Below are 24823 nucleotides of genomic sequence, written 5' to 3' on the forward strand. Positions count from 1 at the left end.
TCAGGAGTGGTTTTCAAGCGCCGAGATCGACGCTCGCCCATCCAGATCGCATCGGAGTTCGTCTATCCGCGCGGTGGATGGACCCGCGCCTTCCACTACGTCAAACATCGGGTGCGGCGTCTGCCGGATTCCCCTGATCGGATCGCGCGAGGCATCGGCGCCGGAGTATTTGCAGCCTTTACGCCGTTTTATGGATTGCATTTTGTCGTAGCCGCCCTGTGTGCGCGTCTGATTAACGGCAATATCCTGGCGGCGCTTAGCGGGACTTTTTTTGGCAATCCAATGACTTATGTACCGATTGGGGTGATCTGTCTACAGGCGGGTCATTTCATACTGGGCACAGAGTTCGACAAGAGTGTTGAGCGCGGGTTGATGGGTAAGTTCGCCAGCGCGTTGGGCGATCTCAAAAACAACTTTCTGTCGATATTCACCGACCGTGTCGCGGACTGGCACGGGCTTGGCGTGTTTTACTACGAGGTGTTTTACCCCTACCTCATTGGGGGCATTCTGCCCGGCCTTTTGGCCGGAGCTATATGCCACTACCTCAGCCTGCCGCTGATCCGCACGTATCAGCAACGCCGCCGCGACAAGATCAAGGCGAAATTCGACGAAATCAGACGACGGGCGGAAGAATCCACTGACGCTTAGACAACAAAGCCTCTAGGTTCAGGCCAAACACTGCAAAAGGAATCGAACGATGTCTGACAACCAATTGCGCCTGGGTGTAAACATCGACCACGTCGCCACCGTACGTAATGCGCGTGGTGGGGCTTATCCTGACCCTCTGCGCGCTGCCAAGCTGGCCGAAGAGGCGGGGGCCGATGGCATCACCGCCCATTTGCGCGAAGACCGTCGCCATATCTCTGACGCTGATATCGACGGGCTGATGGAGGTTCTGTCGGTCCCGCTGAACTTCGAGATGGCGGCAACGGACGAGATGCAGAAAATCGCCCTGCGCCACAAACCGCATGCTGTGTGTATCGTTCCCGAAAAGCGCGAGGAGCGCACAACCGAGGGCGGGCTTGAGGTCGCGCGCGAGGAAAACAAGCTGGCGCATTTCATTGCGCCGTTGCGCGACGTAGGTTGCCGCGTGTCGATCTTCATCGCCGCAGATCAACGCCAGATCGAAGCCGCGCATCGCATTGGGGCCGAGGTCATCGAGTTGCACACCGGTGCCTATTGCGATGCCCATGCCGAAGGCTGCATGGAGGAGGCTGCCCGCGAGCTTGAGGCGCTGCGCACAATGTCGAGCTTTGCGCATTCTCTGGGGCTTGAGGTGCATGCCGGCCACGGGCTCACCTATGACACGGTTCAGCCGATCGCTGCCTTCCCCGAGGTGCAAGAGCTGAATATCGGTCACTTCCTGATTGGCGAGTCGATCTTTTTGGGCCTCACGCCTGCCATCCAGGAGATGCGCCGCCTGATGGACGAGGCGCGCGCGTGATCACATACGGCTTCATTGCGATCTGGTTTGCCTGGATCATGGCCGGGGGCTCTCCGGGGCCTGCAACCATGGGCATCGCAGGAACCGCGATGAATGAAGGCCGCCGCGCCGGTTTGGCCTTCGCGCTGGGCATTTGTGTAGGTTCTGCAGCCTGGGGGATCGCCGCTGCACTGGGCCTGTCGGCGATCATGCTGGCCAATGTCTGGGTTTTCGAGATCATCCGATATGTGGGCGTTGCCTATCTGGGCTGGCTCGCCCTGAAGGCCTTGCGCCGCGCGATGACCTCGGATGAAGTTGCTTTGGGTCGACCTGTCACAGGTTCTCTGCCGACAGTCTTTGCCAAAGGCGCAGCGATCCATCTAACCAATCCCAAGGCAATCCTCAGCTGGGGTTCTATCTACGCCATCGTCGCGCCGAACGATGCCAGCTTGCTGATGTTGCTTGGGTATTTCGCGCTGCTCTATGTCGGGTCTTTGCTGATCTTTATCGGCTATGCCTTTCTCTTTTCCTCAAGCCGCATGGTCCAAAGTTACCGCCGCGCCCGCCGCTGGTTTGACCTGGCATTTGCCGGGTTCTTCGGGCTGGCGAGCTACAAGATCCTGACGGTGCGATTGCAATGATCCTCGGTATCGGCACAGATCTCGCAAACATTGACCGCATTCAGGGCACGCTGGATCGCTTTGGCGACCGGTTCCGCAACCGTGTCTTCACCGAGACCGAGCAGCGTAAGGCCGAACGCCGCGCTGACACCGCCGGCACCTACGCCAAACGCTGGGCCGCGAAAGAGGCGTGTTCCAAGGCGTTGGGCACTGGTTTGCGCATGGGTATCTCGTGGAAAGATATGGCGGTCACCAACCTTAGAACCGGTCAACCCGTGATGCATGTCACCGGTTGGGCGGCCGAACGGCTAGAGGAAATGACGCCCGAGGCGCATGAAGCAATCATCCATGTCACCCTGACGGATGATCACCCTTGGGCGCAGGCTTTCGTGGTGATCGAGGCCAGACCCATTGCTGACACGGCTGCGGCCTTGACTTGGCCCCAGTCGCCCCGCATGTAGCATCCCAACAACGCAATGACCGGAGAGCAGTATGGCCGAGGACGCCAAAACAGGTAACCCCGTGTGGGAGACGATCAAAACCATCGTCTATGCCCTTTTGATCGCGGGCGTTTTCCGCACCCTGTTCTTTCAGCCGTTCTGGATTCCCTCCGGCTCGATGAAGCAAACCCTGCTGATTGGCGACTTTCTGTTCGTGAACAAGATGGCTTATGGCTACTCCTATGCGTCCTGCCCCAGCTTGACCTTTATGAACATCGACGCCGAAGACATCTGTGGTTGGCTGCCCGGTGATGACAACACGCGTATCTGGGGCGGCGAGCCCGAGCGCGGTGATGTCATTGTGTTCCGACATCCGGTTACGGGGCGGGACTACATCAAACGTTTGATCGGTTTGCCGGGTGACCGCATTCAGGTGCGCGAAGGTCAGATCATTTTGAACGGCACGCCGGTGCCGCAACAGCCTGACGGGGTGTTTACAGAAATCGCCGAACCCCAGGGGCCGCAACGCCTGCGCCCGCGCTGTGAAAACGGGCCGGTTGGAAATGGCGGCACCTGCGAAAAGTCGCGCCTAATTGAAACTTTGCCCAATGGCGTGTCCTATGATGTGCTGAACATCGGCAATCAGGGGTCAGACAATACCGGCATCTATACAGTGCCCGAAGGCCACTATTTCTTCATGGGGGACAACCGCGACAACTCCGCGGATAGCCGTCTGCCGCAATCCGCGGGCGGCGTTGGTTACGTGCCCTACGAAAACCTGATCGGTCGCGCCGACCGGATCATGTTCTCGTCCTCCGGGCGCTCCATGCTGTTCTTCTGGACTTGGCGCGGGGATCGGTTCTTTAAGGCGGTGAATTGAAGCTTTCATCCGAGATAAAAGCATTCCAGCAGCGTTTGGGATACGAATTCACCAATCCTGAACTGCTGGTGCGCGCATTGACCCATGGATCAGTGTCTTCGGCCACGCGGCCCGATAACCAGCGGTTGGAGTTTCTGGGGGACCGCGTACTGGGGCTGGTCATGGCGACTGCCCTACTAGAGGCGGACAAGAAAGCCACCGAAGGCCAGTTGGCGCCGCGCTTCAACGCGTTGGTCCGCAAAGAGGCCTGTGCCGATGTCGCTCGCCAGATTGATCTGGGGGCCGTCCTGAAACTGGGCCGGTCCGAGATGCTGTCGGGTGGTCGCCGCAAACAGGCACTGCTTGGCGATGCGATGGAGGCGGTCATCGCGGCCATCTATCGTGATGCTGGTTTTGAGGCGGCGCGGGACGTCATCATAGCCCTATGGGGCGAGCGCATTCATAAGGTTGAAGCCGACGCCCGTGATGCCAAAACCGCGCTGCAGGAATGGGCGCAAGCCCGCGGTCAGAAACCTCCGGCTTATGTCGAGGTCAAGCGCACCGGCCCTGACCACGCCCCCATCTTCACCATCGCCGCCCGTTTGCAAGATGGCACTGAGGCGCAGGCGACCGCAGGCTCAAAACGCCAGGCCGAGCAGGCTGCTGCGAAATCTCTGTTGGGTCAGTTGAGTTGAGCTGTTTTGCCGAAGTCGGAACATGAAGATCAGGCCCGCAGAGAAAACGGACGCTGCCAGCCTTGCGGCATTGTCGATTGAGGTCTGGATCAGTACCTACCTGCGGCATGGTGTAAACGCATTCTTCGCCGAGTTTGTTCTATCCGAATTCACGACCGCCCAGTTCGAGGCTCTGCTTGAAGAGGGGGGTGATATGCTGATGGTCTCGGAAAACAGCGACGGGATCGACGGCTATGTTCGCCTGTCAGAGAAACGCGTTGCACCTGTTGACGGGCTTTCCGATCTTGAGGTCCTTACGTTTTACGTCCAGCCCCGCCATCACGGCAAAGGCATAGGTTCCGCATTGCTGGATGTTGCGATCAAATATGCTCGGGAGCAAGGCCGGAATGGGATCTGGCTGACAACCAATTCCGAGAACAAACCCGCAATTGATTTCTATCTGTCCAAAGGGTTCGAGCAGGTTGGTGTCACGGATTTCCGTATTGGGGATCAAGCCTACCCGAACCATGTGCTGGCTTTGACGATACCAGGGCAAGCCTAAAGTCAATCTGCTGGGTAAAGCCGCTTGGCCCGGTCTTCCAATGCTTGATGGCATGACACTGAAGCGTCCAGCTTCCCGAACGCTCCTCAACTACGCTACCCGCTCGGAACGCGACAAATCCCTCTGGCCCGCAGCGCCATTCTGCTATACGGGTGCGCACTTGCAAACAGGATCGCAGCACACATGACCACACGCGCCGGATTTATCGCCCTGATCGGAGAGCCCAATGCAGGCAAATCCACCCTTCTGAATCGAATGGTCGGGGCCAAGGTCTCGATCGTGACGCATAAGGTGCAGACCACACGCGCGCGCATTCGCGGTGTGGCGATGGAGGGCGACGCGCAACTGGTTTTTGTCGATACGCCCGGCCTGTTCAAACCCCGCCGCCGCCTGGATCGCGCCATGGTCGCCGCCGCTTGGGGCGGCGCTGCGGATGCGGATGTGGTTGTTCTGATGGTCGAGGCCCATCGCGGCATTACCGAAGGCGTTGAACGCATCCTTGAAGGTCTGGAAGAAATCGGACAGGGCCGCAAAGTTGCGCTGGCCATCAACAAGATCGACAGGGTTCAATCCGAAGTCTTGCTGACCCTGACCAGCGACCTGAACGCGCGCTACGCCTTTTCCGAGACGTTCATGATCTCGGCCGAAAAGGGTCACGGCGTTGATGATCTGCGGAAATGGCTGGCTGGCGAGGTGCCCGAAGGCCCGTGGCTGTATCCCGAAGACCAGATCGCGGACCTTCCGATGCGTATGATTGCCGCCGAGATGACGCGCGAAAAGCTGACCCTGCGCTTGCATCAGGAACTGCCCTACCAACTGACGGTCGAGACCGAGACCTGGGAAGAACGCAAGGACGGCTCGGCCAGAATCGATCAGGTCATCTATGTCATGCGCGACGGTCACAAGGGCATCGTTCTGGGCAAGAAGGGCGAGACGATCAAGGCCGTCAGTCAGGCCGCTCGGGCCGAGCTGGAAGAGTTCCTGGACCGCAAGATCCACCTGTTCCTGCAAGTGAAGGTCCGGCCCAACTGGCTGGAGGAATCCGAGCGCTATTCGGAAATGGGGCTGGACTTCAAAGACGGTAACGCATGACCCGCTTGACGGCCGAATTTTGGGTGCATGCCTATATGGCGCGGCTGCGGCTACAGGATATCCCCGCTTTTGTTGTGGCCCATGGGGACAACACTGCAGGCGCGGTGCTGGTCAAGATGAACACGCTCGACGGGCAGGCCATCGCCTATCAACGCAGCTTTGACCTTATGAGCGGTGAGCGGAAATGGATTGAGCTATCCTCAGGGCCCGAGGGCGATGTGGACGCCACCCTCACCAAACAACGCAGCTTCGACCCCGATCTTTGGGTGATTGAGGTCGAGGATAGGCAAGGGCGGCATCTGTTAGGGGAAGAGGGGTTGGAGTAAGAACTTAAGCGAGTTCGGTATCCAGTCCTGCGCCTGAACATAAACGCATTCAGTCTGAGTCTGCAAAATAGACAAAGCTCATCTTGTTGCCGTCCAGATCGCGGGCATATGCGCCAAAAAAGTCAGGGCCATACTGCGGGCGCGGTCCCGGGTCGCCTTCGTTGGTGCCGCCATTGGCCATCGCGATTGCATGGACTTTGCACACCTCATCTTTGCTTTCGCACATCAGGCCAACCATGTTGCCGTTGCCCGGTGTTGCAGTCTTTTGATCATGTGGCAGCGAAACCCATATTCGTCCGCCGTCGCGCAGTTGGTAGCAGACAGCGTATGGCATGTATTCAGCTACGACTTTGCCACCAATTCCGGCCATTGTTGTGTCGTAAAATTTGCGGGCTTTGGCAACGTCGTTTGAGCCGATCATTACGTAGTTAAGAGACATGGATTGAATTCCTTTCTAAGAACATTGTGCGAACATTAGCCAGTGCGTTGATAGCGCGCAACTCGATTGTTCGACCTCGTAAATCCCCTAGGCCAGTTTCTGCCTTGTGTGTTCAGCGGGCATGAGATTTTCTGCGAATAGACAAGACTACCGAACGGATACAGCCTTGGACTGGCGCGATCACGGCATACTTCTGACTTCTCGCCGACACGGCGAAACATCTGCGATTGTCGAGGTTTTCACTGAAGCCCACGGTCGCCATGCCGGGGTTGTGCGCGGTGGGACCAGCCGGAAGATTGCGCCGATCCTCCAGCCGGGCGCGCAGCTGGATGTGCTGTGGCGCGCGCGGTTGGAGGAGCATATCGGCACGTTTCAGGTTGAACCCCTGCGGTCCCGTGCAGCGGCGGCGTTTTCGGGGCGGTTGGCCTTGTCAGGTTTGAACGCGGTTGTATCGCTGCTGTCCTTCTGTCTGCCAGAGCGAGAGCCGTATCCGGCGATCTACAAGCAGACCGAACAATTGATGGACCTGTTGGGACAGGATGACATTTGGCCTTTGGCCTATCTGCAGTGGGAGTTGGCGCTGCTTGAGGAGCTGGGCTTTGGTCTGGACCTGTCAGCCTGCGCCGTCACCGGCGCGACGGAGGGGTTGGCCTTTGTCTCACCCAAAACGGGGCGGGCGGTCAGCACAGAGGGCGCAGGTGATTGGGCAGATCGGTTGCTGCCATTGCCACTTTGCCTGCGCGGCGAAGGCGATGCGCCGGATGTTGAGGTTGCAACCGGCTTAAAGACCACGGGCTATTTTTTGGAAAACCGCGTCGCCCCTGCGTTGGGTCATACGCCATTGCCTCAGGCACGGGCGCGGTTTGTAGATCAACTTACTCGACGGCTTTGAACACCATCTCGTGCCCGGCATCGTTGCGCAGGATCAGCACGTTCCCCGACACCTCGGATTGAGTCATCGCCATCAACGCGGCAAAATAAGTGCCTTCAAGTTCGAGCGATGCGCAGGCCGCTCGCGTCGCGCTGAGATTTTCAATCTCGAACCAGGGATATGGCGCGCTGATCGTCGCCTGATAGCTGTTGCAGGGGGCATTTCCGGCAATCTGCCCGTCTGCGGGAAACCGTAGCAGCGCGCTGGCCTCAAACGATTGGCCATCAATCTCCTGCAACTGCCATGACTGGTCTGCCGCACCATAGGCAGACAAGGTTTCATCCCGGTCACATTGCAAGAGCCCGATGAGCGGTAACGCAAAGGCAAGGCGGATCATATCAGTCTCCCACGACCTCGGAACGCTTCGCCTTTAGGCGTGTCGATCCGGCATCGTCAAGGAAGTTGAAGGCTTCTGGTCGTATTCAGGCCATAGTTGACCCAAGGTCACAAATCGACATAGTGGAGCCAAGCCAAACCCGGGCCCTAGTCAGCATCACAGCTAATCCCGAAGGGCAATGCCCATTAAGCTGGTAGCGCAAAAGCAGAGTTTGTTTCATGTCACAGGTCAGCGACACCGAAACCAAAAAGCGAACGCGGCCCATCGTCAAAGTCGTGATCGTCCTGGTTTATCTGGTGTTTTTGTTCCTGCTGGTTGAATTGTTGTCTTACGTCGCGGTTGTCCACCTGTTTGACAATGCGCTCGGTGGCAAGGCCGAGCGTCATCTTTACTCCTCGATCCGAGGGCATGAACTTAACCCCGACTACCAACGTCAATTCGATACTGGCGGGCAGCGCATTCATTCGGATCAGGGGTTCCGGTATGACTCCGTTGTCGATCTGCCCAAGCCGAATAGCACCTACCGCATCTTTCTGATGGGCGGCTCCACCGCCTATGCCATCGGATCACAAGGGCGCGTGTATCCAGATCATCCGACGCTTACCAATAGTGAAACGGTGTCCTACTTTCTTGAACAAACTCTCCGCGAGCAGCTGAAGGATGAAATGCCCGGTGTGAAGATCGAGGTGATCAACGCCGGTGTTGCCGCCTATCACAGCTTTCAGCATGTGCTGTATATCTACGAGACGCTCTATGAGTACGAGCCTGACCTGATTGTTTTTCTGGACGGTCACAATGATTTCTACAATGTGGGGGTTAAAAATCCGATCCAGAGCTATGGCTATTCCTCGGCTCGGATGGTGGATGCGCTCAACGACCGCGAGCCTTTCTTTGCGGCCTATGCGTTCTTGCGGGCCCCGGCCGAGTATTCCTATACGTTCAAGCTGGCGTCGAAATTCACCCAAGGTTTGTATCAGCGCTATGAGGCACCCAACTACAATCTGACCGGCGACGTGACCGCGTTGGAACGCGATTTCTCAGCCGAGCTGGCCGAGACCGCACGTCGTGGGTTTTTGCGCAATTACAAGCTGATCGAGTCTTTTGGTGCCTATCACGGGTTCTGCTACCATGTCTTCCTGCAGCCTGAGGTGGTATTCGAAAACGTCAAAAACCTGAGCGCGGCAGATCAGGAAATCGCTCAGATCACGCGCGACTGGTATGTACCCGGGCGCGAGCAGGTGATGTCGCGCGCGCGCGCTGAGTTTCCGGCGCTGTTTGATCAGGCCGATATTCCCTATACCGAAATCGCTGAGATCGCAGCTCCTGAACACAAAAACAAAAGCCTGTATGTCGACTATACGCACCTGACGGCGGAAGGGTCGAAACTGGTGGCGGCCCGGATGCTGCCCGTAGTGATCGACACCATTTCAAAATGCGAGACGGGGCCCTGATCTCAGAACGCAAGTTCACCGTTTAGCAATTGCGTGCGCACCTCCATCCTTGGGCGCCAATTGTACCGGGTATCTTCCCGGACCGGTCCCCAAAACAAGGCGCCGCTATTGCGCCATGGATCAAGGATTATGCCGTCATACATCGAATCGCCTTTGGCACTGATCAAGGCGGAATGGTGAATGATCCGGAATGGTGTCGGTGGTGATGTAGCCCAGTGTAGTTCGAGTGTTCGAAACCCCTCTTGCCGCAGTCGCCGCGTCATGGCCTGCGCCCAGTCATTGCACAGCCCGTATTCCCGAAAGCCGTTGGCGACCTTGGCGTTATGTATGATCGCCGGGTCGGTTACATTCCATTCTCGGGCAAGTTGCTGAGAATAGGTGTACGAGATCGATGCGGCGGTTTGTGCCTCGACCGGATCAACCTCTGGCCCGAGGGATTGAATGGCTTTTGCCAGCGCGTCGATATCATCCTGATTTGCGGTTGGCTGCGGCACCGCGCAGCCGCTTAGGATCAGGGCTGTCAACATAGCCCAGAGAACCAGTATTCGTGTCATGTCAGGTGCCAGCATTGAACAGTTTCGTCTTGTGCCAATAAGCGGGTACCAACGGATTTCATAGGGGAAGTTTGGCCGCAGGTTTGCCAACACGACGGGATCAGGGAATTGGACTGCGTTGGTTACAACAACTGGCGCAAGAAAAGACCCGGCGCTAAGACCGGGTCAGTTGGGGAAACAAGGCTGCCTTGTTCGATCATCCGAGCAGACGTCGTGCGATGACCTGTGCCTGAATTTCGGCAGCCCCTTCGAAGATATTCAGAATGCGTGCGTCACACAGAACGCGGCTGATCTTGTATTCCAGCGCAAAGCCGTTGCCGCCATGTATTTGCAGGCCATTGTCAGCTGCAGCCCAAGCGACGCGGGCGCCCAGTAGTTTGGCCATACCGGCCTCAAGGTCGCAGCGATGGCCGTGGTCCTTTTCCCAGGCCGAGAAATAAGTCAGCTGACGCGCGATCATGATCTCGACCGCCATCATCGCCAGTTTGCCCGAGACGCGAGGGAAGTTGATCAGCGATTTACCGAATTGCTTGCGATCCCGCGCGTATTGCATGGCAATATCCAGTGCGCATTGCGCCACTCCAATGGCGCGGGCGGCAGTCTGGATGCGGGCAGATTCAAACGTCTCCATCAGCTGTTTGAAGCCTTTGCCTTCTTCCCCGCCCAGAAGGTTTTCGCCTTTCACGTGGAAACCGTCAAAGCCCAGCTCGTATTCTTTCATCCCGCGATAGCCCAGAACCTCGATCTCGCCACCGGTCATTCCGGGGGTGGGGAATGGATTTTCATCGGTGCCCGGGGTTTTTTCGGCCAGGAACATGGACAGGCCACGGTGGTCGGTGCTGTCCGGGTTGGTGCGGGCCAGCAGGGTCATAACATGGGTGCGGGCCGCGTGGGTGATCCAGGTTTTGTTGCCAGTGATCTGGTAGTCGCCGTTCTCATCTTTGACCGCTCTGGTGCGCAGGCTGCCAAGGTCCGAGCCAGTATTGGGTTCTGTAAACACGGCGGTCGGCAAGATCTCGGCGCTGGCAAGTTTGGGCAGCCAATTGGCTTTTTGTTCGTTCGTGCCGCCAGCCAGGATCAATTCAGCCGCAATTTCAGACCGGGTACCCAGAGAACCGACGCCGATATAGCCGCGTGACAATTCTTCCGAGACCACGCACATTGAGGCCTTGGACAGGCCAAATCCGCCGAACTCTTCGGGTATGGTCAGGCCGAACACGCCCATTTCGGCCAGCTCTTCGATGATCTCGATCGGGATCAGCTCGTCCTTCAGATGCCAGTCATGGGCGTTGGGTTCGACCTTTTCGACCGCATAGCGGCGGAACTGGTCGCGGATCATCTCAAGCTCTTCATCCAGCCCCGAAGCCCCGAACATGGCGGCACCGGCCTGCGCCTCCATCAATTCGACCAAACGTGTCCGCGCGGCCTGTGAGTTGGCCTGCGACATGAGGGTCTGCACCTCGGGGCATTGGAACCCGGACAACGCATCCCAACCAAGGCCAAGATCCTGAAGGCGCACAACTTCGCCCTGGTTCATGGGGATGCCACCGGCCACCTGATGCAGGTATTCACCAAAGGCGATCTGATGCAGCAGCTGTTCGATCTCACCGAACTTGCCTGCGGCTTCCAGTGCTTCGGCCCACCGCTGCATCTGTTGTAGCGATTGGTGATATGTGGCCAGCCATGCAAGCCCATGGGCGGCGGTTTGGTTGGCTTCGATCAACGCACCAGAGACGCGCCCATCAGATGTCACCTTGTCCCGTACTGAAACGCGCGCCTTTTCAAAGACAGCTTCAACAGCGGGTACAGCTTTGCTGGTCAGGTTCAGAAGGTCTGGCAAAGTTGCATTGGTGGTCATCTGGGATATGTCCTGTCCATCATGGGCCATGAATCGCGTCCTGTCTTGGGTGGTCTGGTCATATCATGCTGCACGTGCAGCGCAACAAAAATACTTATTACGCTGCGAAAAAGTTCAAAAATTGCGCTTTCGTTTTTGCAGTGCAGAGATTTTCTGCAATGATATCTAGAAGCCATGACATTGCTTTCTATGCTCTCCCCTTTTGATCTTGCCGTGGCTGCCACAATTGCGTGCCTAGCAGGTTGGATAAAAGGCATGGTCGGGTTTGCAATGCCCATGGTTCTGGTCTCGGGTCTCAGTATGATTTTGCCGCCCGAGCTTGCAGTCGCCGGGTTGATCTTGCCCACACTGGTGACCAACGGCGTGCAGGCGCTGCGCGAAGGGGTTCGGGCCGCCTATGAATCGATCCGGCGGTTCAAGGTTTTTCTGACTGTTGGTTTGGTGTTCCTGTTAATCGGCGCTCAGCTCGTGGCGCTTGTGCCCACGGCCACGTTTTTGTTGCTGATTGGTGTGCCAGTGACAGTCTTTGCGCTGATCCAGGTCTGCGGAGTTAAGGTCTCACTGACGTCAGCATCCACCCTCGTTGAGGCCGCAATAGGCGCTGTCGCAGGTTTTGTTGGAGGGATGTCGGGGGTTTGGGGTCCGCCGACCGTGGCTTACCTGACAGCCCTGAATACACCGAAACAAGAGCAATTCCGGGTTCAGGGCGTGATCTATGGCCTGGGCGCCGTTGCCTTGGTGGTTGCTCATATCGGATCGGGGATTCTAAATCGTGACACTGCACCGTTCTCGGCGGTATTGGTCGTGCCAGCCCTTGCAGGGTTGTGGTTGGGGATGCGGCAGCAAACGCGCATTGATCAGGTCAGATTTCGGAAAATCACTCTGTTGGTGCTTTTGATCGCAGGGCTGAACCTTGTGCGGCGCGGTCTGTTTGGCTAGCCGGTTATGCCCGTTTGTCTGCTAAGCGAAACACAAAATAGAGACCCAGCATCAGGAAAAACAGGCCCGAGATATCGCCGATCAAAAAGGCAACATATTCAACCGTCGCGCTGCCAAAGGCCATGTTGGTCAGGCCAGAGACCAGAATTGACGTGATTACGCCAACGCCCATGACGCAAATCCAACAGGGCTTTCTGTCGGCTCTTGGGAACAAATCCCAACCCATCCATTTCAGAAGGTAGAACACCGCCGGTACGGTTGTGACCGCGATGGCAATGGCCATCAGGCGGCTGGGCAGGAACAGATCCGCCCCGCCCAGTATTGCAAAAACCGCAATGACCCCCGGCAACAGCGCAAAGATCGCCCGCCAACCCAACAGCCAGGCGGATAGCACGCGCACACCGTGCGGTAGAAACAGCAGGCTTGCCCGGCTGGGATATTCTGGAAAGAACATGTTCTGTAGCGGCATCAAAACCTCAAAGGTGAGGAGTGATGCGACCACATAAGCCAAAGAGGCAAAGAAAGTTTCGGTGACCCACCTGCGCACCGGGATCAACCGACAACGCGTAAGAGGCGCAGCTTATCTGGGCGCATGAACGATGTATCGCCCTCGATTTGCATTGCCGCTTTGAGACAAATAGCCTTTTTCAACCAACGATTTCAGCGCACGAAAAAAAGTCGGGCGCGAAACTCTTTGGACCAGTGTGTGTTCGATCAAGCCGAATGTCCGAACCTCTTGATCTGCTTTCGACAGCTCCTCGGCCGCGTAGTAGATGTCGCGCTCGACCGGTGAGAGATTCTCCAGCCCCAATGTACGCTCCATGCTCTGCATCAACTTGCGCAGCTCGGTCAGTTTCGAAATTTCTGTCATATTTTACCTGTCTTGCTTCGTGCCTGACACTGTCCAGTCCTGGTGGCGCGAAATCGGTTGAATTTGGGTGTTCAACAAGTTGCGCGCTGGCACGTATCCCCGTGTAAGTGGTTTACTCTGCTATTTGGGTGGCCCGATCTGCAGAGGTGAGTATGCAGGCGCGAGAAACCCTGTGGTGCTTTCTGTTTTGGTTCCGGCGCAGTTGCATCGGAGGTCTTAGTAATGGGCAGAGTGCCTATCTCAATCTGAGTGTCAAAACAATAAAATTGTGGAGAATGGTGCCGTCGCGTAACTATTGAAGGTCAAAGCGCCATATTGATGACGCAAAAAAGAAGGGGCGCAAGCGCCCCTGTCTGTTTAGCCGATTGCGACCGATTTTATGTCGTCGTCGATGAAGGGGATGTATTGCTCAAAATTCTCGGCAAACATCTGCACCAATTTCTCGGCTTGCTTGTCAAAGGCTGCCTGATCGTCCCACGTACGGCGCGGGTCCAGCAGAACTTCGGGAACGCCGGGCACTGAAACGGGTACGTCAAAGCCGAAATTGGCATCCTTGCGGAATTCGGCGTCAGCCAGAGACCCTTCGAGCGCAGCTGTCAGCAGCGCGCGGGTCGCCTTGATCGGCATCCGGCTGCCCACACCGTAGGCGCCGCCAGTCCAACCGGTGTTGACCAGCCAGCAGGTTGCACCGTGCTGGGCGATCTTGTCGCGCAGCAGATTGCCATAGGCCTCGGGCCGGCGCGGCATGAAGGGTGCGCCAAAGCAGGTCGAGAAGGTCGGCTGCGGCTCGGTCACGCCACGCTCGGTCCCGGCAACCTTCGAGGTGAAGCCAGACAGGAAGTGATACATCGCCTGCGCCGGGGTCAATCGTGCGATCGGAGGCAGAACGCCAAACGCATCGCAGGTCAGCATGATGATGTTCTTCGGATGCCCACCCAAAGCGCTGCTGGAGGCGTTCGAGATATACTCGAGCGGGTAGGCACAGCGCATGTTCGCGGTCAGCGAGTCGTCGTCGAAATCCAGTTCCTTGGTTTCGGGGTCGAAGATCATGTTTTCGATGACCGTGCCGAACTTGCTGGTCGTCGCGTAGATCTCGGGCTCGGCCTCGGCGTTCAGGTTGATCGTCTTGGCATAACAGCCACCTTCGAAGTTGAAGGTACCACGATCCGACCAGCCATGTTCGTCGTCACCGATCAGAACGCGCGCAGGGTCGGCGGACAGCGTTGTCTTGCCGGTGCCGGACAGGCCGAAGAAGACGGCGGTGTCGACCGGGTTGCCCACTGCGTGGTTGGCCGAGCAGTGCATCGGCATAACGCCTTTTTCGGGCAGCATGTAATTCAACAGGGTGAAGACGGACTTTTTATTCTCACCCGCGTACTCGGTGCCGCCGATCAGGATCAGCTTGCGGTCGAAGTTCAACGCAATGACCGTCTCGCTGCGGCAGTTGTGCTTTGCCGGGTCGGCCTGAAAGCTGGGGCAGTTGATGACGGTGAAATCCGCGATGAACTCGTCCAGGTCCTCTCGATCCGGACGGCGCAGCAGGTGGCGGATGAACAGGTTATGCCAGGCCAATTCGGTGACCATGCGCACATTGATTGAATAGGTGGGATCAGCTCCGCCCACGAGGTCCTGCACGAAATAGTCGCGGCCTTTCATATGCTCGAGCATATCTTTATAAAGCGCATCGAACCCCTCTGGGCTCATCGCGGCGTTGTTTTCCCACCAGATGCTGTCGGCAACGCTGTCGGTTTTGACAACGTGCTTGTCCTTGGGGGAGCGGCCAGTGAACTTGCCGGTGGTGACCAGAAAGGCACCGCCATTGCCCAGCGTGCCTTCGCCACGCTTCAGCGCCTCTTCGATCAGCGCTGGTTCCATGAAATTGTAATAGACATTGCCCAGGCCCTCGATCCCCTGATCTTCGAGGCGGAATTGCGGGTTAACCCGTCCAGATGTCATGCGTGTCTTCTCCTGTGGCGGCGCTGCGACTTGTTGGGTCGGGTGCGCCATTGGGGCAGTTTGCCGGGGAAAACCGGCCGATGGGCGGGTCTTATCATGGTCCTTTGGGGCGTGAACAGGACGGTTTGGCGCAGTTAGCGCAACCAAGTTCAGGTTTAGCGCCACCAAAAATTTCCTGTCGGAAAACTGGGCAGCATTTTGCGGGCAGCAAGGCATTTTTGCCGCATAGCTGCCGCAACAATGGCACGATTCACGGTTACGGATTGATTCGGATCAGCAAAAACGCCAACAATACCTTACAAAAAAGCGTATTATTGCGTATGTGAGCAGGAATAGGGGTAAGCCCGATGTCAAAGATTGCACTGGTGGATGACGATAGAAACATTCTGACGTCCGTATCCATGACGCTCGAAGCCGAAGGTTTCGAGGTTGAAACCTACAATGATGGACAGGCCGCGCTGGACGCGTTCAACAAGAAACTGCCGGATATGGCTGTTCTGGATATCAAAATGCCGCGTATGGACGGGATGGACCTGTTGCAGCGGCTGCGCCAGAAGACGCAAATGCCGGTGATCTTTCTGACCTCGAAAGATGACGAGATTGATGAGGTTCTTGGCCTGCGTATGGGGGCTGATGACTATGTCAAAAAGCCATTCTCTCAGCGTCTGCTGGTTGAGCGCATTCGCGCTTTGCTGCGCCGGCAAGAAGCCACCAGCGGTGACGCAACAGTTGCCACCACCGGCGACACCAAGGTTATGGAGCGTGGAGAGCTACGGATGGATCCCTTGCGCCATGCGGTCAGTTGGAAGGGCACCGATGTTTCGTTGACCGTGACCGAATTCCTGTTGCTGCAGGCACTTGCACAGCGTCCGGGCTTTGTCAAAAGCCGGGATCAGTTGATGGATGTGGCTTACGATGATCAGGTCTATGTGGATGACCGTACCATCGACAGCCATATCAAGCGTCTGCGCAAGAAAATGCGTGCTGCAGATTCTGAGTTTTCGGCAATCGAAACGCTTTATGGTATCGGATACAGATACAACGAAGAATAGGCGCGGCCATCTACAAGGGGTAATGGGGTCCCGTGCGCGACACCGAACAAGCCAATGAAACGCGCGACGGTGATGTCGTTCTTGGGGATGACTGGGTTATCCCCCAGGACCCCGAGTCTGCGGAGTTACGAGAGAAGCGGTCCCGCAGGAACCTGTTTTCTCTTCGCGGGTCACCTCTGGCCCGCAAGATCATCACCTTCAACCTGATTGCCCTCGTGATCCTGGTGACGGGTCTGCTTTATCTGGATGACTCGCGTTCCGAGCAGGTGCAGCAGACCGCACGTAACCTGATGGGTGACGCCCAATTGGTCAGCAATGTGTTCGAAACACAGTTGCGACAGGGTGTTGTGCAATCGTCGCAGGATACAAGCCAACTTGACGTTAAGGATACGTTGGGTGGTCTCAGCCTGCCCGAAGGGGGCGAGGTCTTTGTCTACGATGCCAGCGGTACGCTGATCGGCTGGACCCGGGGCGCGCCGCAAGCATCGGAGCTTCCTGTACTTTTGCGGCCGGACACCGAGATGCGGACAGGCGGCACCGTCATCAGTGACGCCTTGAATGCGGTCTGGACGGGATTGTCACGCATATTCAACTGGTCTTCGGACACCGAGGCTCCGACATTGGCACAACAGGTGCAGGCTATTATTCCGCAAGCGTTGATGGGCCAGAGTCAGGTTCAGGCTGTGCAGGATGATGCCGGAGATACGGTGATCGTGGCCGCCGCTCCGATCCTGTATGAAGGCGTTCCAGCAGGTGCCGTGGCAATGTCCGGTCCTGCGGGTGAGATCGATGCGCTTGCAAGGCGTGAGCAGGAACGTATCCTTCAGATGTTTGTTGTTGCGCTGCTGGTCTCGATCGGCCTTAGCCTTGTTCTGGCTTCGACTATTGCCAACCCGTTGGCAGATCTCGCCTCGGCGGCCGAGATGGGGAAGGACAGGGGCACAGGTGTCAATCCGGGGCGTATTCGCATTCCGGACCTCAGCGCCCGACCGGATGAAATTGGCCGGTTAAGCCGCGCGCTGCGGGGTATGGTGACTGCGCTGTACAATCGCATTGATGCGAATGAACAATTTGCTGCCGATGTCGCGCATGAAATCAAGAATCCGCTGGCCAGCCTGCAATCCGCCGTCGGAACCCTGCGCATGGTCAAACGCGATGATCAGCGCGAGAAGCTGCTGGGCGTGATTGAACATGACGTAAAGCGTCTGGATCGTTTGGTCAGCGACATCTCGAACGCTTCGCGTCTGGACGCGGAACTGGTTAAAGAGGAAGAACAGCCTTTCGATCTGCTTAAACTGCTCGGCAATATCGGGCAGTTTCTGGGCGAGGACGCCCGTGCGCAGGGTATCGACTATATCACTGACCTGCCTGCCGATCCGATTGTCGTGAACGGGCTAGAGGCGCGCTTGGCACAGGTGTTCGTTAACCTCATCACCAACGCGATTTCGTTCTGCGAGGAAAGCGACGCCATCCGCGTCTGGGTGCGCCAGCGGGACAATCGAGTGTTGGTTGTAGTCGAAGATACTGGCCCCGGGATCCCGGAACAGGCCCTGACAAAGATCTTCAAACGGTTCTACTCGCAGCGCCCGGTCGAGCATTTTGGCAACAATTCCGGCCTTGGTCTTGCGATCTCAAAGCAGATTGTCGAGGCACATGGCGGTGTGATCTGGGCTGAAAACATTCGCCCGACCGAGGCCGATGTAACCTCGGATCCTCTGGGCGCGCGCTTTGTCGTGGGGCTACCTGTCTAATCCGATGGCCATCCCATCCCTTAAAGATGCGACAGACCGGGACAGCACCCGCGTTCATGCCAGCTGTGTCGCGGTTGCCGATAGGGGGCTCTTGATCGTAGGGGCCTCTGGCGCGGGCAAATCTTCTTTGGCGCTGCAGATGATAACGCAGGGCGCAGTATTGGTTGCCGATGATCGCGTTGATCTTGGGATGGCACGGGATTGTATCATGGCGTCACCCGTACCAGAGATTGCCGGTTTGATCGAAGCCCGCGGGATCGGCTTGCTGCGGGTACAGAATAAGCCGTCTGTTGAGCTGCATTTCGTAGTAGATCTGGATCAGAAAGAGACAGCGCGCCTGCCTGATCCGATCACGATCCCGCTGCTTTGGGGCACCGTGCCCTTGCTTCGGGGCGCTGCTGTGCCCAATTTGGCACCAGCCCTGCTGCAACTTCTTAGATTCGGACGCGTAGACCCGGAATGGCCGACGAAATGACATCGCAAAAGCGAACCGTTCTGGTGACAGGGCCGTCGGGCGCAGGCCGCTCGACAGCGATCCATGTGCTGGAAGACTTGGGCTTTGAGGCCATCGATAACCTGCCCATGGGGCTTCTGGCGCGTCTAATGGACGGAGCAGAGGCTGACCGACCCATGGCCCTTGGTATCGACGCGCGCAACCGGGATTTTTCGACCATCGGTTTTATCGAACTTGCCGAGAAGCTGGGCCGCATGCCCCAAGTGGATTTGACAGTTCTCTATCTGGATTGCAGCGATGATGTGTTGCTGAGGCGCTTTTCCGAAACCCGCAGGCGCCATCCGGTTGCTCAGGATGCAGGCCCAGAAACCGGCGTTCGCCGTGAAAAAGAGCTGTTGGCGCCCATTCGAGAGATCGCGGATACTCTGATCGATACCAGCGGGTTAAACGTGCACCAGCTGCGCGAGGAGGTTGAGCGTTGGTTCGCGCCCAAAGACGGTCGGCATCTGGCGGTCTCGATTGAATCGTTCTCCTACAAGCGCGGTCTGCCGCGTGGATTGGATATGGTCTTCGACTGCCGGTTTCTGGCAAACCCCTATTGGCGACCCGAATTGCGGTCGGCAGATGGTCGAAACCCGGATGTCGCGCACTACGTCCAGTCGGATATGAACTATTCGCCGTTTTTTGACCGGATCACCGATCTGCTAAATCTGCTTCTGCCGGCGTTTCGCGCCGAGGGCAAGGCGCACCTGTCGGTGGCGTTTGGCTGCACCGGGGGGCAACACAGATCGGTGGCAATGGCTGAAGCGGTTGCAAAGGCCCTTGCAGAACAGGGCCAGCAGGTGGCAATTAGACACCGCGAAATGGAACGACGCGCGTTGAATGTGAGGCCGGATTGATCGGGATTGTAATCGTAGCGCATGGTGGTTTGGCTCAGGAGTATCTGGCCGCCATGCAGCATGTGGTGGGGGCGCAACCTGGTTTGGCGGCGATCGCGATCGAAGCCGATCATGACCGCGAAGAGAAACAAGCCGAAATCTGCCGTGCAGCGAACGAGGTCGATCTGGGTGACGGCGTTGTCATCGTGACAGACTTGTTCGGAGGCAGCCCCTCAAACCTCAGCCTCAAGGCCTGTGCGCCACAGGATCGCCGAATCCTCTATGGCGCGAACCTACCCATGCTGATCAAATTGGCCAAAAGCCGCCACCTGCCGGTCGCTGACGCAGTACGTCAGGCGATGGAGGCTGGACGCAAATACATCAATGCGCAAAATGTGACATTGGACTAAGACCGGACAGATTGAAATGACCAACCGAAGCTTGAAAATCATTAACGAAAAAGGGCTTCACGCCCGTGCCTCCGCCAAACTGGTCGAGGTTGTCGAGGGGTTTGATGCCAATGCTGAAGTCTCCAAGGATGGCCTTTCTGCATCCGGCGACAGCATCATGGGCCTTTTGATGTTGGCAGCCTCACGCGGAACGACTATTGACGTTCAGACCTCGGGGCCAGATGCTGAGGCATTGGCAGAAGCCTTGGAAGCGCTTGTGAATGACAAGTTCGGAGAAGGGTTCTAAACCGCCCCACCGGGACAGGAACTACGGGAAGACCAGGAATTGGCGGAAACAACGCACGAGACCAAGACAGGCCCGATCGTAAACGGGACCGAGGATCAGGGCGAGATCTACGATCGTAGAACGCTCACCTATGCGAACTCGTTCGACGATGCCTGGACCGCAACCGCTATTCGCGCCATCGAATGGTGCACCGGCAAGCTGACCATTCTGAGGATGGTCAACAAGTTCGAAAAGAAAAACGAGCTGTATCGTGGCCAACGGTTCTGGAGCGGCGCGCTCAAGACCATGGGGATTACCCTTACAACGCCCGAAGAACAGATCGCGCGTATTCCGAAAACCGGCCCTGTTGTCGTTGTTGCCAATCACCCGCATGGCATGGTGGATGGTATGATCTTTGCAGAATTGATCGGGCGCGTCCGCAGTGACTACCGCATCCTGACACGTTCGGTTCTGACCGGTCTAGATGAGGCCGCCACGTCGTTCATGATCCCGGTACCCTTTCCGCACGACCCCGAAGCGCAAGCAAAAATGCTGGAAATGCGCAGTAAGGCGATGGACCACCTCAAGGATGGTGGCGTTGTTGCGCTGTTCCCCTCTGGGGTGGTGATGTCGTCGGACGATTGGTTCGGCCCTGCGATTGAACGCGAGTGGAACGTTTTTACCGCCAAGATGATCCGCCGCTCGGGCGCAACGGTTGTTCCGATCTATTTCCCGGGTCGTAACTCACGTGCCTATCAGATTGCCAATAAACTGTCGCCGATCCTACGCCAGGGCTTGTTGCTGCATGAGATCGTCCGCTCTTGCAACAAACCGCAATCTCCGGTCATCGGAGAGCCGATCTCTGACGAGGATATGCAGCTTCTGGAACGTGATCCGCGCGGGTTCATGGCGTGGCTCAGAGATCGCACCATGTCCTTGGGCACATCAGACAGGTCCTGATCTACTCTTCATCTGGCCAGAAATATCCCGGGGGTGAGCCCGGATACCATCCGGGCGAGGGGGCTGGCCCCCTCAGCGCGTGGGCACGGGAACCTCACCGCGATAGTCATAAAAGCCACGATCCGTTTTGCGACCCAACCATCCGGCTTCAACATATTTGGTTAGCAACGGGCAGGGGCGGTATTTTGTATCCGCCAATCCGTCATGCAGCACATTCATGATCGCTAAGCAGGTATCCAGCCCAATGAAATCCGCCAGTTCCAATGGCCCCATCGGATGGTTTGCGCCAAGCTTCATGGATTGATCGATGGACTGAACGTTCCCTACGCCTTCATAAAGCGTGTACACGGCTTCATTGATCATCGGCATCAGGATGCGGTTCACGATGAAGGCTGGGAAATCTTCGGCACTCGCGGCGGTTTTGCCCAGACGGTCCACCACTGCTTTACACGCAGCATAGGTTGGCTCATCGGTCGCGATGCCTCTGATCAATTCGACCAGTTGCATCACGGGAACCGGATTCATGAAGTGAAATCCCATGAACCGCTCTGGCCGATCTGTCCGGCTGGCCAGTCGTGTGATTGAGATCGACGAGGTGTTCGACGTGAGAATCGTATGTGGCAGAAGATGCGGTTGCAGGTCTTCGAAAATCGCCTGTTTGATCGTCTCGCGCTCGGTTGCGGCCTCAATGACCAGATCAGTCTGGCCCAGTCGTGGCAGTTCCAGCGTTGTTGTGATCCGCTGCAACGCAGCCTGCATTACCTCGTCGCTGATCTTCCCGCGCGAGGCTTGACGCGCGAGATTGCCTTGGATCGTATTGATCGCCCGGTCAAGCGCCTCCTGGCTGACGTCGTTCAGCAGAACATCATAATCCGCCAAGGCCAGCACATGAGCGATACCGTTGCCCATCTGACCTGCGCCAATAACTCCGACCGATTTTACATCCATGTTCTGCTGCCTTTGCCCTGCGCGTTATGGGCGACAGTATCGGCAGTTCGGGGCGGGCGGCAAGGGGCAGGTATGGCCGCAATTCGCTTCAAATGCGCATATTAGGAAAATCTCAACATCTGGGGCGTCAAGATGGCAGTTGGGTGAAAAATGGGTGAGTGAGATGAGCTATCATCAGGCAGGCTCCGGCGTGGCCGGGGGCGAACTATGTCAGTATTCTGGGTCGAAACTGTGGTTTCGCGGGCCTGCCAATGCGCTGGATGGTCCCTATGTGGCTTGTGTCGGCATGGATGAAACCTTTGGGCGATTTGTCGAGCACCCGTATCCTGCTGTTCTTCAAGACAAGTTGCGACAGACATGCGTCAACCTGGGCAGCCTGTTTTCAGGTGTTGATGCCATTCTTGGCGACGACGGTTTGCTGGAGCTGATCAATGGCAGCCAGATGTGTATTCTGCAACTGCCAGAGGTTCATGGTCAATCGAATCGATTCTATCGCGTGCACCCTCGCCGCAACGACCGCTTCCTTGCTCCTACGCCCGACCTTCTGGCATTGTATCCCGAGATTGACTTTGCCGAGATCAATTTTGTGCGCCATTTGCTGACCCGGCTTCAGGCCAATCAGGATGCCCGTTTTGAGATGGTCGCCCAGGAGCTGCAAGAAGGCTGGGTGAAGGCGATGAAAACCTTGCTGCTAAACATCGAAAATCCGGTTCTTCTGCTGCACCTCACGGTGAGTCGGGTGCAGCTTGTCGAGGATACCCTGATACAGATCAGCGATGCGATGCTGGGTCAACTCAGACAGTTTGCTGCGAAAGTGGCCAAAGCCGAGGTTGCCGTATCAGGTGCGTCTGAGATGCTTGAGGATGTGCTGTTTGGCACGTTGCAGCAGCCAATGGCCGAACACATGATCGGCCCCGCCGCGCATCGTGCCATTGCGGATGCTATCTTGCCTAACCTCAGAGATCTGAACGACTAAGGCCCGCCTGTTGGCGGGCCTTTCGACAGGCTTCAGCAAAAACCTGGTCTGTCAGATCAGCCGAGTTTCTCGGTCAGTTCCGGCACGGCCTGGAACAGGTCGGCGACCAGTCCGAAGTCGGCGACCTGGAAGATCGGCGCTTCTTCGTCCTTGTTGATCGCAACGATGACCTTCGAGTCTTTCATACCAGCAAGGTGCTGGATCGCGCCCGAGATGCCGACAGCTACATACAGATCGGGGGCAACAACCTTACCGGTCTGACCCACCTGCCAGTCGTTCGGCGCATAGCCCGAGTCCACCGCCGCGCGCGAGGCACCAACCGCCGCGCCCAGCTTGTCGGCCAGCGTTTCGATCAGTTTGAAGTCCTCTTCCGAGCCGACACCACGGCCGCCCGAAACAACAACACCAGCCGAGGTCAGTTCCGGACGGTCGCTCTCGGCCACCTTGTCCTCAACCCAGGACGACAGTCCTGCGGAGCCGGGAACCGCAACGGTTTCAACCGATGCCGAACCACCTTCGCCTGCCGCGTCAAAGGACGCGGTGCGGATGGTGACAACTTTCTTGGCGTCGTTCGATTTCACGGTCTGGATCGCGTTGCCCGCATAGATCGGACGCTCGAAGGTCGAGCCGTCAACCACGCCGGACGCATCCGAGATCACCATCACGTCCAGCAGCGCAGCAACGCGCGGCATCACGTTCTTGGCGTCGGTGGTCGCAGGGGCCACGATGTGCTCATACCCATCGGCCAGCGACACGATCAGGGCTGCGGTCGATTCCGCCAGGCGGTGGCCCAGCGATGCGTCTTCGGCAACCAGAACCTTCCCGACACCGTCGATCTTGGCAGCAGCCTCGCCAGCTGCGGCAGCGGAACCGCCAGCGGCCAGAACGGTGATGTCGCCCAGCGACTTGACGGCGGCTACGGCCTTGGCGGTAGCGTCCAGCGACAGCTCGCCATTGTTGACTTCAGCCAGAAGAAGAACAGCCATTACACAGCCCCCGCTTCTTTGAGTTTCCCGACCAGCTCGTCAACCGAGCCTACGATGATGCCTGCGGCACGTGCCGGCGGCTCGTCGGTCTTGACGATTTCCAGACGCGGCGTGACGTCGACGCCGTAATCGGCGGCGGTTTTCTCGTCCAGCGGCTTTTTCTTCGCCTTCATGATGTTGGGCAGCGACGCATAGCGCGGCTCGTTCAGGCGCAGGTCAACGGTCACGATGGTCGGCATCTTGACGCTGATGGTCTGCAGACCGCCGTCAACCTCGCGGGTGATCTTGGCGCTATCGCCTTCGATGTCCAGTTCGGACGCGAAGGTGCCTTGCGACCAACCCAGCAGGGCCGACAGCATCTGCCCGGTGGCGTTCATGTCGTTGTCGATCGCCTGCTTCCCTGCGAGAACGATGCCGGGCTGCTCTTCCTCGACCACTTTGGCTAGGATCTTTGCGACGGCCAGCGGCTCGATGTCCTGATGGACATCATCAGCGGCAACAACCAGAATGGCGCGGTCTGCACCCATGGCCAGCGCGGTGCGCAGGGTTTCCTGCGCCTGCTTGACGCCGATCGAAACGGCAACCACTTCGTCAGCCTTGCCCGCTTCTTTCAGGCGGATCGCTTCTTCCACCGCGATCTCGTCGAACGGGTTCATCGACATTTTGACATTGGCGAGATCAACACCGCTACCGTCCGCTTTCACGCGGACCTTCACATTATAGTCAATCACGCGCTTGACAGGCACGAGTACCTTCATTTTGCGCTTTCTCCTCACAAAAACGGTAAGTCGCAACGCGACTCCACCAATGC

At 57.4% G+C, this 24823-nt stretch carries 31 protein-coding genes; 21 read left to right on the plus strand and 10 right to left on the minus strand.

Going from position 1 to position 24823, the window contains the following annotated elements; genetic code table 11:
• The first annotated feature begins 6 nt into the window (after window positions 1–6).
• The 9 genes from ACR0DH_RS14710 to ACR0DH_RS14750 all read left to right on the plus strand — a co-directional run bounded on the left by ACR0DH_RS14710 (window position 7) and on the right by ACR0DH_RS14750 (window position 5996).
• Window positions 7–648: a DUF2062 domain-containing protein gene (locus ACR0DH_RS14710; RefSeq protein ID WP_480549961.1), complete on the plus strand. Its 642-nt coding sequence runs from the start codon at window positions 7–9 to the stop codon at window positions 646–648.
• Window positions 649–697: 49 nt separating this feature from the next.
• Window positions 698–1444 (plus strand): pyridoxine 5'-phosphate synthase, encoded by a 747-nt coding sequence (locus tag ACR0DH_RS14715; RefSeq protein ID WP_480549959.1) that lies wholly within the window; start codon window positions 698–700, stop codon window positions 1442–1444.
• Window positions 1441–2064, plus strand: coding sequence for a LysE family translocator (locus tag ACR0DH_RS14720; protein WP_480549957.1), 624 nt, complete (start codon window positions 1441–1443; stop codon window positions 2062–2064). Before ACR0DH_RS14715 ends, ACR0DH_RS14720 begins: the two co-directional genes overlap by 4 nt.
• Window positions 2061–2504, plus strand: coding sequence for a holo-ACP synthase (gene acpS / locus ACR0DH_RS14725; protein ID WP_480549955.1), 444 nt, complete (start codon window positions 2061–2063; stop codon window positions 2502–2504). Before ACR0DH_RS14720 ends, acpS begins: the two co-directional genes overlap by 4 nt.
• 31 nt (window positions 2505–2535) lie before the next feature.
• The gene (gene lepB / locus ACR0DH_RS14730; RefSeq protein ID WP_480549953.1) at window positions 2536–3363 is read left to right on the plus strand and encodes a signal peptidase I; all 828 of its coding nucleotides are present in this window, start codon (window positions 2536–2538) and stop codon (window positions 3361–3363) included.
• Window positions 3360–4037, plus strand: a complete 678-nt coding sequence (gene rnc, locus ACR0DH_RS14735; protein ID WP_353013375.1) for a ribonuclease III — start codon at window positions 3360–3362, stop codon at window positions 4035–4037. The genes lepB and rnc overlap by 4 nt, the downstream gene beginning before the upstream one ends.
• Window positions 4038–4059: 22 nt before the next feature.
• On the plus strand, window positions 4060–4578 hold the full coding sequence (locus ACR0DH_RS14740; RefSeq protein WP_480544998.1) for an N-acetyltransferase family protein: 519 nt from the start codon (window positions 4060–4062) through the stop codon (window positions 4576–4578).
• 183 nt (window positions 4579–4761) lie between these two features.
• A complete protein-coding gene (gene era, locus ACR0DH_RS14745) occupies window positions 4762–5670 on the plus strand; it encodes a GTPase Era (RefSeq protein WP_480549951.1) in 909 nt (302 codons plus the stop codon).
• Window positions 5667–5996, plus strand: a complete 330-nt coding sequence (locus ACR0DH_RS14750) for a DUF1491 family protein (protein ID WP_480549949.1) — start codon at window positions 5667–5669, stop codon at window positions 5994–5996. The genes era and ACR0DH_RS14750 overlap by 4 nt, the downstream gene beginning before the upstream one ends.
• A 49-nt stretch (window positions 5997–6045) precedes the next feature.
• Here the strand turns inward: ACR0DH_RS14750 and ACR0DH_RS14755 are convergent, their stop codons facing one another.
• Window positions 6046–6435 (minus strand): VOC family protein, encoded by a 390-nt coding sequence (locus ACR0DH_RS14755; protein ID WP_480549947.1) that lies wholly within the window; start codon window positions 6433–6435, stop codon window positions 6046–6048.
• A gap of 166 nt (window positions 6436–6601) precedes the next feature.
• On the opposite strand from ACR0DH_RS14755, the gene recO reads away from it, so the two are divergent.
• Window positions 6602–7327: a DNA repair protein RecO gene (gene recO, locus ACR0DH_RS14760; RefSeq protein ID WP_480549945.1), complete on the plus strand. Its 726-nt coding sequence runs from the start codon at window positions 6602–6604 to the stop codon at window positions 7325–7327.
• Here recO and ACR0DH_RS14765 read toward each other — a convergent pair.
• Window positions 7311–7703, minus strand: coding sequence for an META domain-containing protein (locus ACR0DH_RS14765; protein WP_480549943.1), 393 nt, complete (start codon window positions 7701–7703; stop codon window positions 7311–7313). The two genes, recO and ACR0DH_RS14765, sit on opposite strands and share 17 nt — an antisense overlap.
• 218 nt (window positions 7704–7921) lie before the next feature.
• On the opposite strand from ACR0DH_RS14765, the gene ACR0DH_RS14770 reads away from it, so the two are divergent.
• On the plus strand, window positions 7922–9154 hold the full coding sequence (locus ACR0DH_RS14770) for a hypothetical protein (RefSeq protein WP_480549941.1): 1233 nt from the start codon (window positions 7922–7924) through the stop codon (window positions 9152–9154).
• A gap of 2 nt (window positions 9155–9156) precedes the next feature.
• Here ACR0DH_RS14770 and ACR0DH_RS14775 read toward each other — a convergent pair whose 3' ends face one another.
• Together ACR0DH_RS14775 and ACR0DH_RS14780 are read right to left on the minus strand one after the other, a co-directional pair.
• The gene (locus ACR0DH_RS14775) at window positions 9157–9723 is read right to left on the minus strand and encodes a hypothetical protein (RefSeq protein ID WP_480549939.1); all 567 of its coding nucleotides are present in this window, start codon (window positions 9721–9723) and stop codon (window positions 9157–9159) included.
• Window positions 9724–9904: 181 nt separating this feature from the next.
• The gene (locus ACR0DH_RS14780) at window positions 9905–11596 is read right to left on the minus strand and encodes an acyl-CoA dehydrogenase family protein (RefSeq protein ID WP_480549937.1); all 1692 of its coding nucleotides are present in this window, start codon (window positions 11594–11596) and stop codon (window positions 9905–9907) included.
• Between the two features lie 144 nt (window positions 11597–11740).
• On the opposite strand from ACR0DH_RS14780, the gene ACR0DH_RS14785 reads away from it, so the two are divergent.
• Window positions 11741–12505 carry a sulfite exporter TauE/SafE family protein gene (locus ACR0DH_RS14785; protein ID WP_480549935.1) on the plus strand — a complete coding sequence of 255 codons (765 nt, stop codon included), beginning with the start codon at window positions 11741–11743 and terminating at the stop codon, window positions 12503–12505.
• Window positions 12506–12509: 4 nt separating this feature from the next.
• On the opposite strand, the gene ACR0DH_RS14790 is transcribed toward ACR0DH_RS14785, so the two are convergent.
• From ACR0DH_RS14790 to ACR0DH_RS14800, 3 genes are all read right to left on the minus strand, one after another.
• Window positions 12510–12974, minus strand: coding sequence for a hypothetical protein (locus ACR0DH_RS14790; RefSeq protein ID WP_480549933.1), 465 nt, complete (start codon window positions 12972–12974; stop codon window positions 12510–12512).
• 111 nt (window positions 12975–13085) lie between these two features.
• Window positions 13086–13376 carry a hypothetical protein gene (locus tag ACR0DH_RS14795; RefSeq protein ID WP_170531325.1) on the minus strand — a complete coding sequence of 97 codons (291 nt, stop codon included), beginning with the start codon at window positions 13374–13376 and terminating at the stop codon, window positions 13086–13088.
• A 357-nt stretch (window positions 13377–13733) separates the two neighbouring features.
• On the minus strand, window positions 13734–15332 hold the full coding sequence (locus tag ACR0DH_RS14800; RefSeq protein WP_480549931.1) for a phosphoenolpyruvate carboxykinase: 1599 nt from the start codon (window positions 15330–15332) through the stop codon (window positions 13734–13736).
• Window positions 15333–15382: 50 nt separating this feature from the next.
• Between ACR0DH_RS14800 and ACR0DH_RS14805 the strand changes: the two genes are divergently transcribed.
• Genes ACR0DH_RS14805 through ACR0DH_RS14840 form a run of 8 tightly spaced genes read left to right on the plus strand, consistent with a single transcriptional unit; the run spans window position 15383 to window position 21102 of the window.
• Window positions 15383–15658 carry a hypothetical protein gene (locus tag ACR0DH_RS14805; RefSeq protein ID WP_480852463.1) on the plus strand — a complete coding sequence of 92 codons (276 nt, stop codon included), beginning with the start codon at window positions 15383–15385 and terminating at the stop codon, window positions 15656–15658.
• Window positions 15659–15679: 21 nt separating this feature from the next.
• A complete protein-coding gene (locus tag ACR0DH_RS14810; RefSeq protein WP_480549927.1) occupies window positions 15680–16384 on the plus strand; it encodes a response regulator transcription factor in 705 nt (234 codons plus the stop codon).
• A gap of 32 nt (window positions 16385–16416) precedes the next feature.
• Window positions 16417–18135 carry an ATP-binding protein gene (locus tag ACR0DH_RS14815; RefSeq protein ID WP_480549925.1) on the plus strand — a complete coding sequence of 573 codons (1719 nt, stop codon included), beginning with the start codon at window positions 16417–16419 and terminating at the stop codon, window positions 18133–18135.
• Between the two features lie 4 nt (window positions 18136–18139).
• On the plus strand, window positions 18140–18610 hold the full coding sequence (locus ACR0DH_RS14820; protein WP_480549923.1) for an HPr kinase/phosphorylase: 471 nt from the start codon (window positions 18140–18142) through the stop codon (window positions 18608–18610).
• Window positions 18607–19488: an RNase adapter RapZ gene (rapZ, locus tag ACR0DH_RS14825; protein ID WP_480549921.1), complete on the plus strand. Its 882-nt coding sequence runs from the start codon at window positions 18607–18609 to the stop codon at window positions 19486–19488. Before ACR0DH_RS14820 ends, rapZ begins: the two co-directional genes overlap by 4 nt.
• The gene (locus ACR0DH_RS14830) at window positions 19485–19877 is read left to right on the plus strand and encodes a PTS sugar transporter subunit IIA (protein ID WP_170531314.1); all 393 of its coding nucleotides are present in this window, start codon (window positions 19485–19487) and stop codon (window positions 19875–19877) included. Before rapZ ends, ACR0DH_RS14830 begins: the two co-directional genes overlap by 4 nt.
• A gap of 16 nt (window positions 19878–19893) precedes the next feature.
• Entirely contained in the window at window positions 19894–20163 is a 270-nt protein-coding gene (locus ACR0DH_RS14835) for an HPr family phosphocarrier protein (RefSeq protein ID WP_170531313.1), read from the plus strand.
• A gap of 39 nt (window positions 20164–20202) precedes the next feature.
• Window positions 20203–21102 carry a lysophospholipid acyltransferase family protein gene (locus ACR0DH_RS14840; RefSeq protein ID WP_480549919.1) on the plus strand — a complete coding sequence of 300 codons (900 nt, stop codon included), beginning with the start codon at window positions 20203–20205 and terminating at the stop codon, window positions 21100–21102.
• A 72-nt stretch (window positions 21103–21174) separates the two neighbouring features.
• On the opposite strand, the gene ACR0DH_RS14845 is transcribed toward ACR0DH_RS14840, so the two are convergent.
• Window positions 21175–22050, minus strand: coding sequence for a 3-hydroxybutyryl-CoA dehydrogenase (locus ACR0DH_RS14845; protein WP_480545017.1), 876 nt, complete (start codon window positions 22048–22050; stop codon window positions 21175–21177).
• Between the two features lie 163 nt (window positions 22051–22213).
• Between ACR0DH_RS14845 and ACR0DH_RS14850 the strand changes: the two genes are divergently transcribed.
• Window positions 22214–23026 carry a DUF6473 family protein gene (locus ACR0DH_RS14850; protein ID WP_480545018.1) on the plus strand — a complete coding sequence of 271 codons (813 nt, stop codon included), beginning with the start codon at window positions 22214–22216 and terminating at the stop codon, window positions 23024–23026.
• Between the two features lie 56 nt (window positions 23027–23082).
• On the opposite strand, the gene ACR0DH_RS14855 is transcribed toward ACR0DH_RS14850, so the two are convergent.
• Together ACR0DH_RS14855 and ACR0DH_RS14860 are read right to left on the minus strand one after the other, a co-directional pair.
• Window positions 23083–24012: an electron transfer flavoprotein subunit alpha/FixB family protein gene (locus tag ACR0DH_RS14855; RefSeq protein ID WP_480549917.1), complete on the minus strand. Its 930-nt coding sequence runs from the start codon at window positions 24010–24012 to the stop codon at window positions 23083–23085.
• Window positions 24012–24770, minus strand: a complete 759-nt coding sequence (locus tag ACR0DH_RS14860; RefSeq protein ID WP_480549915.1) for an electron transfer flavoprotein subunit beta/FixA family protein — start codon at window positions 24768–24770, stop codon at window positions 24012–24014. Before ACR0DH_RS14860 ends, ACR0DH_RS14855 begins: the two co-directional genes overlap by 1 nt.
• Window positions 24771–24823 lie beyond the last annotated feature (53 nt).

It is taken from the genome of Ruegeria sp. I1, assembly GCF_056532675.1.

Coding starts and splice junctions, on each gene's coding strand:
- ACR0DH_RS14820 (WP_480549923.1), top strand. CDS start 18,140: ATGGCCATCCCATCCCTTAAAGATGCGACAGACCGGGACAGCACCCGC.
- ACR0DH_RS14770 (WP_480549941.1), top strand. CDS start 7,922: ATGTCACAGGTCAGCGACACCGAAACCAAAAAGCGAACGCGGCCCATC.
- ACR0DH_RS14800 (WP_480549931.1), bottom strand. CDS start 15,332: ATGACATCTGGACGGGTTAACCCGCAATTCCGCCTCGAAGATCAGGGG.
- ACR0DH_RS14775 (WP_480549939.1), bottom strand. CDS start 9,723: ATGCTGGCACCTGACATGACACGAATACTGGTTCTCTGGGCTATGTTG.
- ACR0DH_RS14795 (WP_170531325.1), bottom strand. CDS start 13,376: ATGACAGAAATTTCGAAACTGACCGAGCTGCGCAAGTTGATGCAGAGC.
- ACR0DH_RS14750 (WP_480549949.1), top strand. CDS start 5,667: ATGACCCGCTTGACGGCCGAATTTTGGGTGCATGCCTATATGGCGCGG.
- ACR0DH_RS14845 (WP_480545017.1), bottom strand. CDS start 22,050: ATGGATGTAAAATCGGTCGGAGTTATTGGCGCAGGTCAGATGGGCAAC.
- acpS (WP_480549955.1), top strand. CDS start 2,061: ATGATCCTCGGTATCGGCACAGATCTCGCAAACATTGACCGCATTCAG.
- ACR0DH_RS14765 (WP_480549943.1), bottom strand. CDS start 7,703: ATGATCCGCCTTGCCTTTGCGTTACCGCTCATCGGGCTCTTGCAATGT.
- ACR0DH_RS14790 (WP_480549933.1), bottom strand. CDS start 12,974: ATGCCGCTACAGAACATGTTCTTTCCAGAATATCCCAGCCGGGCAAGC.
- ACR0DH_RS14835 (WP_170531313.1), top strand. CDS start 19,894: ATGACCAACCGAAGCTTGAAAATCATTAACGAAAAAGGGCTTCACGCC.
- ACR0DH_RS14755 (WP_480549947.1), bottom strand. CDS start 6,435: ATGTCTCTTAACTACGTAATGATCGGCTCAAACGACGTTGCCAAAGCC.
- era (WP_480549951.1), top strand. CDS start 4,762: ATGACCACACGCGCCGGATTTATCGCCCTGATCGGAGAGCCCAATGCA.
- ACR0DH_RS14785 (WP_480549935.1), top strand. CDS start 11,741: ATGACATTGCTTTCTATGCTCTCCCCTTTTGATCTTGCCGTGGCTGCC.
- ACR0DH_RS14855 (WP_480549917.1), bottom strand. CDS start 24,012: ATGGCTGTTCTTCTTCTGGCTGAAGTCAACAATGGCGAGCTGTCGCTG.
- ACR0DH_RS14715 (WP_480549959.1), top strand. CDS start 698: ATGTCTGACAACCAATTGCGCCTGGGTGTAAACATCGACCACGTCGCC.
- ACR0DH_RS14810 (WP_480549927.1), top strand. CDS start 15,680: ATGTCAAAGATTGCACTGGTGGATGACGATAGAAACATTCTGACGTCC.
- rapZ (WP_480549921.1), top strand. CDS start 18,607: ATGACATCGCAAAAGCGAACCGTTCTGGTGACAGGGCCGTCGGGCGCA.
- ACR0DH_RS14850 (WP_480545018.1), top strand. CDS start 22,214: ATGAGCTATCATCAGGCAGGCTCCGGCGTGGCCGGGGGCGAACTATGT.
- ACR0DH_RS14780 (WP_480549937.1), bottom strand. CDS start 11,596: ATGGCCCATGATGGACAGGACATATCCCAGATGACCACCAATGCAACT.
- ACR0DH_RS14860 (WP_480549915.1), bottom strand. CDS start 24,770: ATGAAGGTACTCGTGCCTGTCAAGCGCGTGATTGACTATAATGTGAAG.
- lepB (WP_480549953.1), top strand. CDS start 2,536: ATGGCCGAGGACGCCAAAACAGGTAACCCCGTGTGGGAGACGATCAAA.
- ACR0DH_RS14740 (WP_480544998.1), top strand. CDS start 4,060: ATGAAGATCAGGCCCGCAGAGAAAACGGACGCTGCCAGCCTTGCGGCA.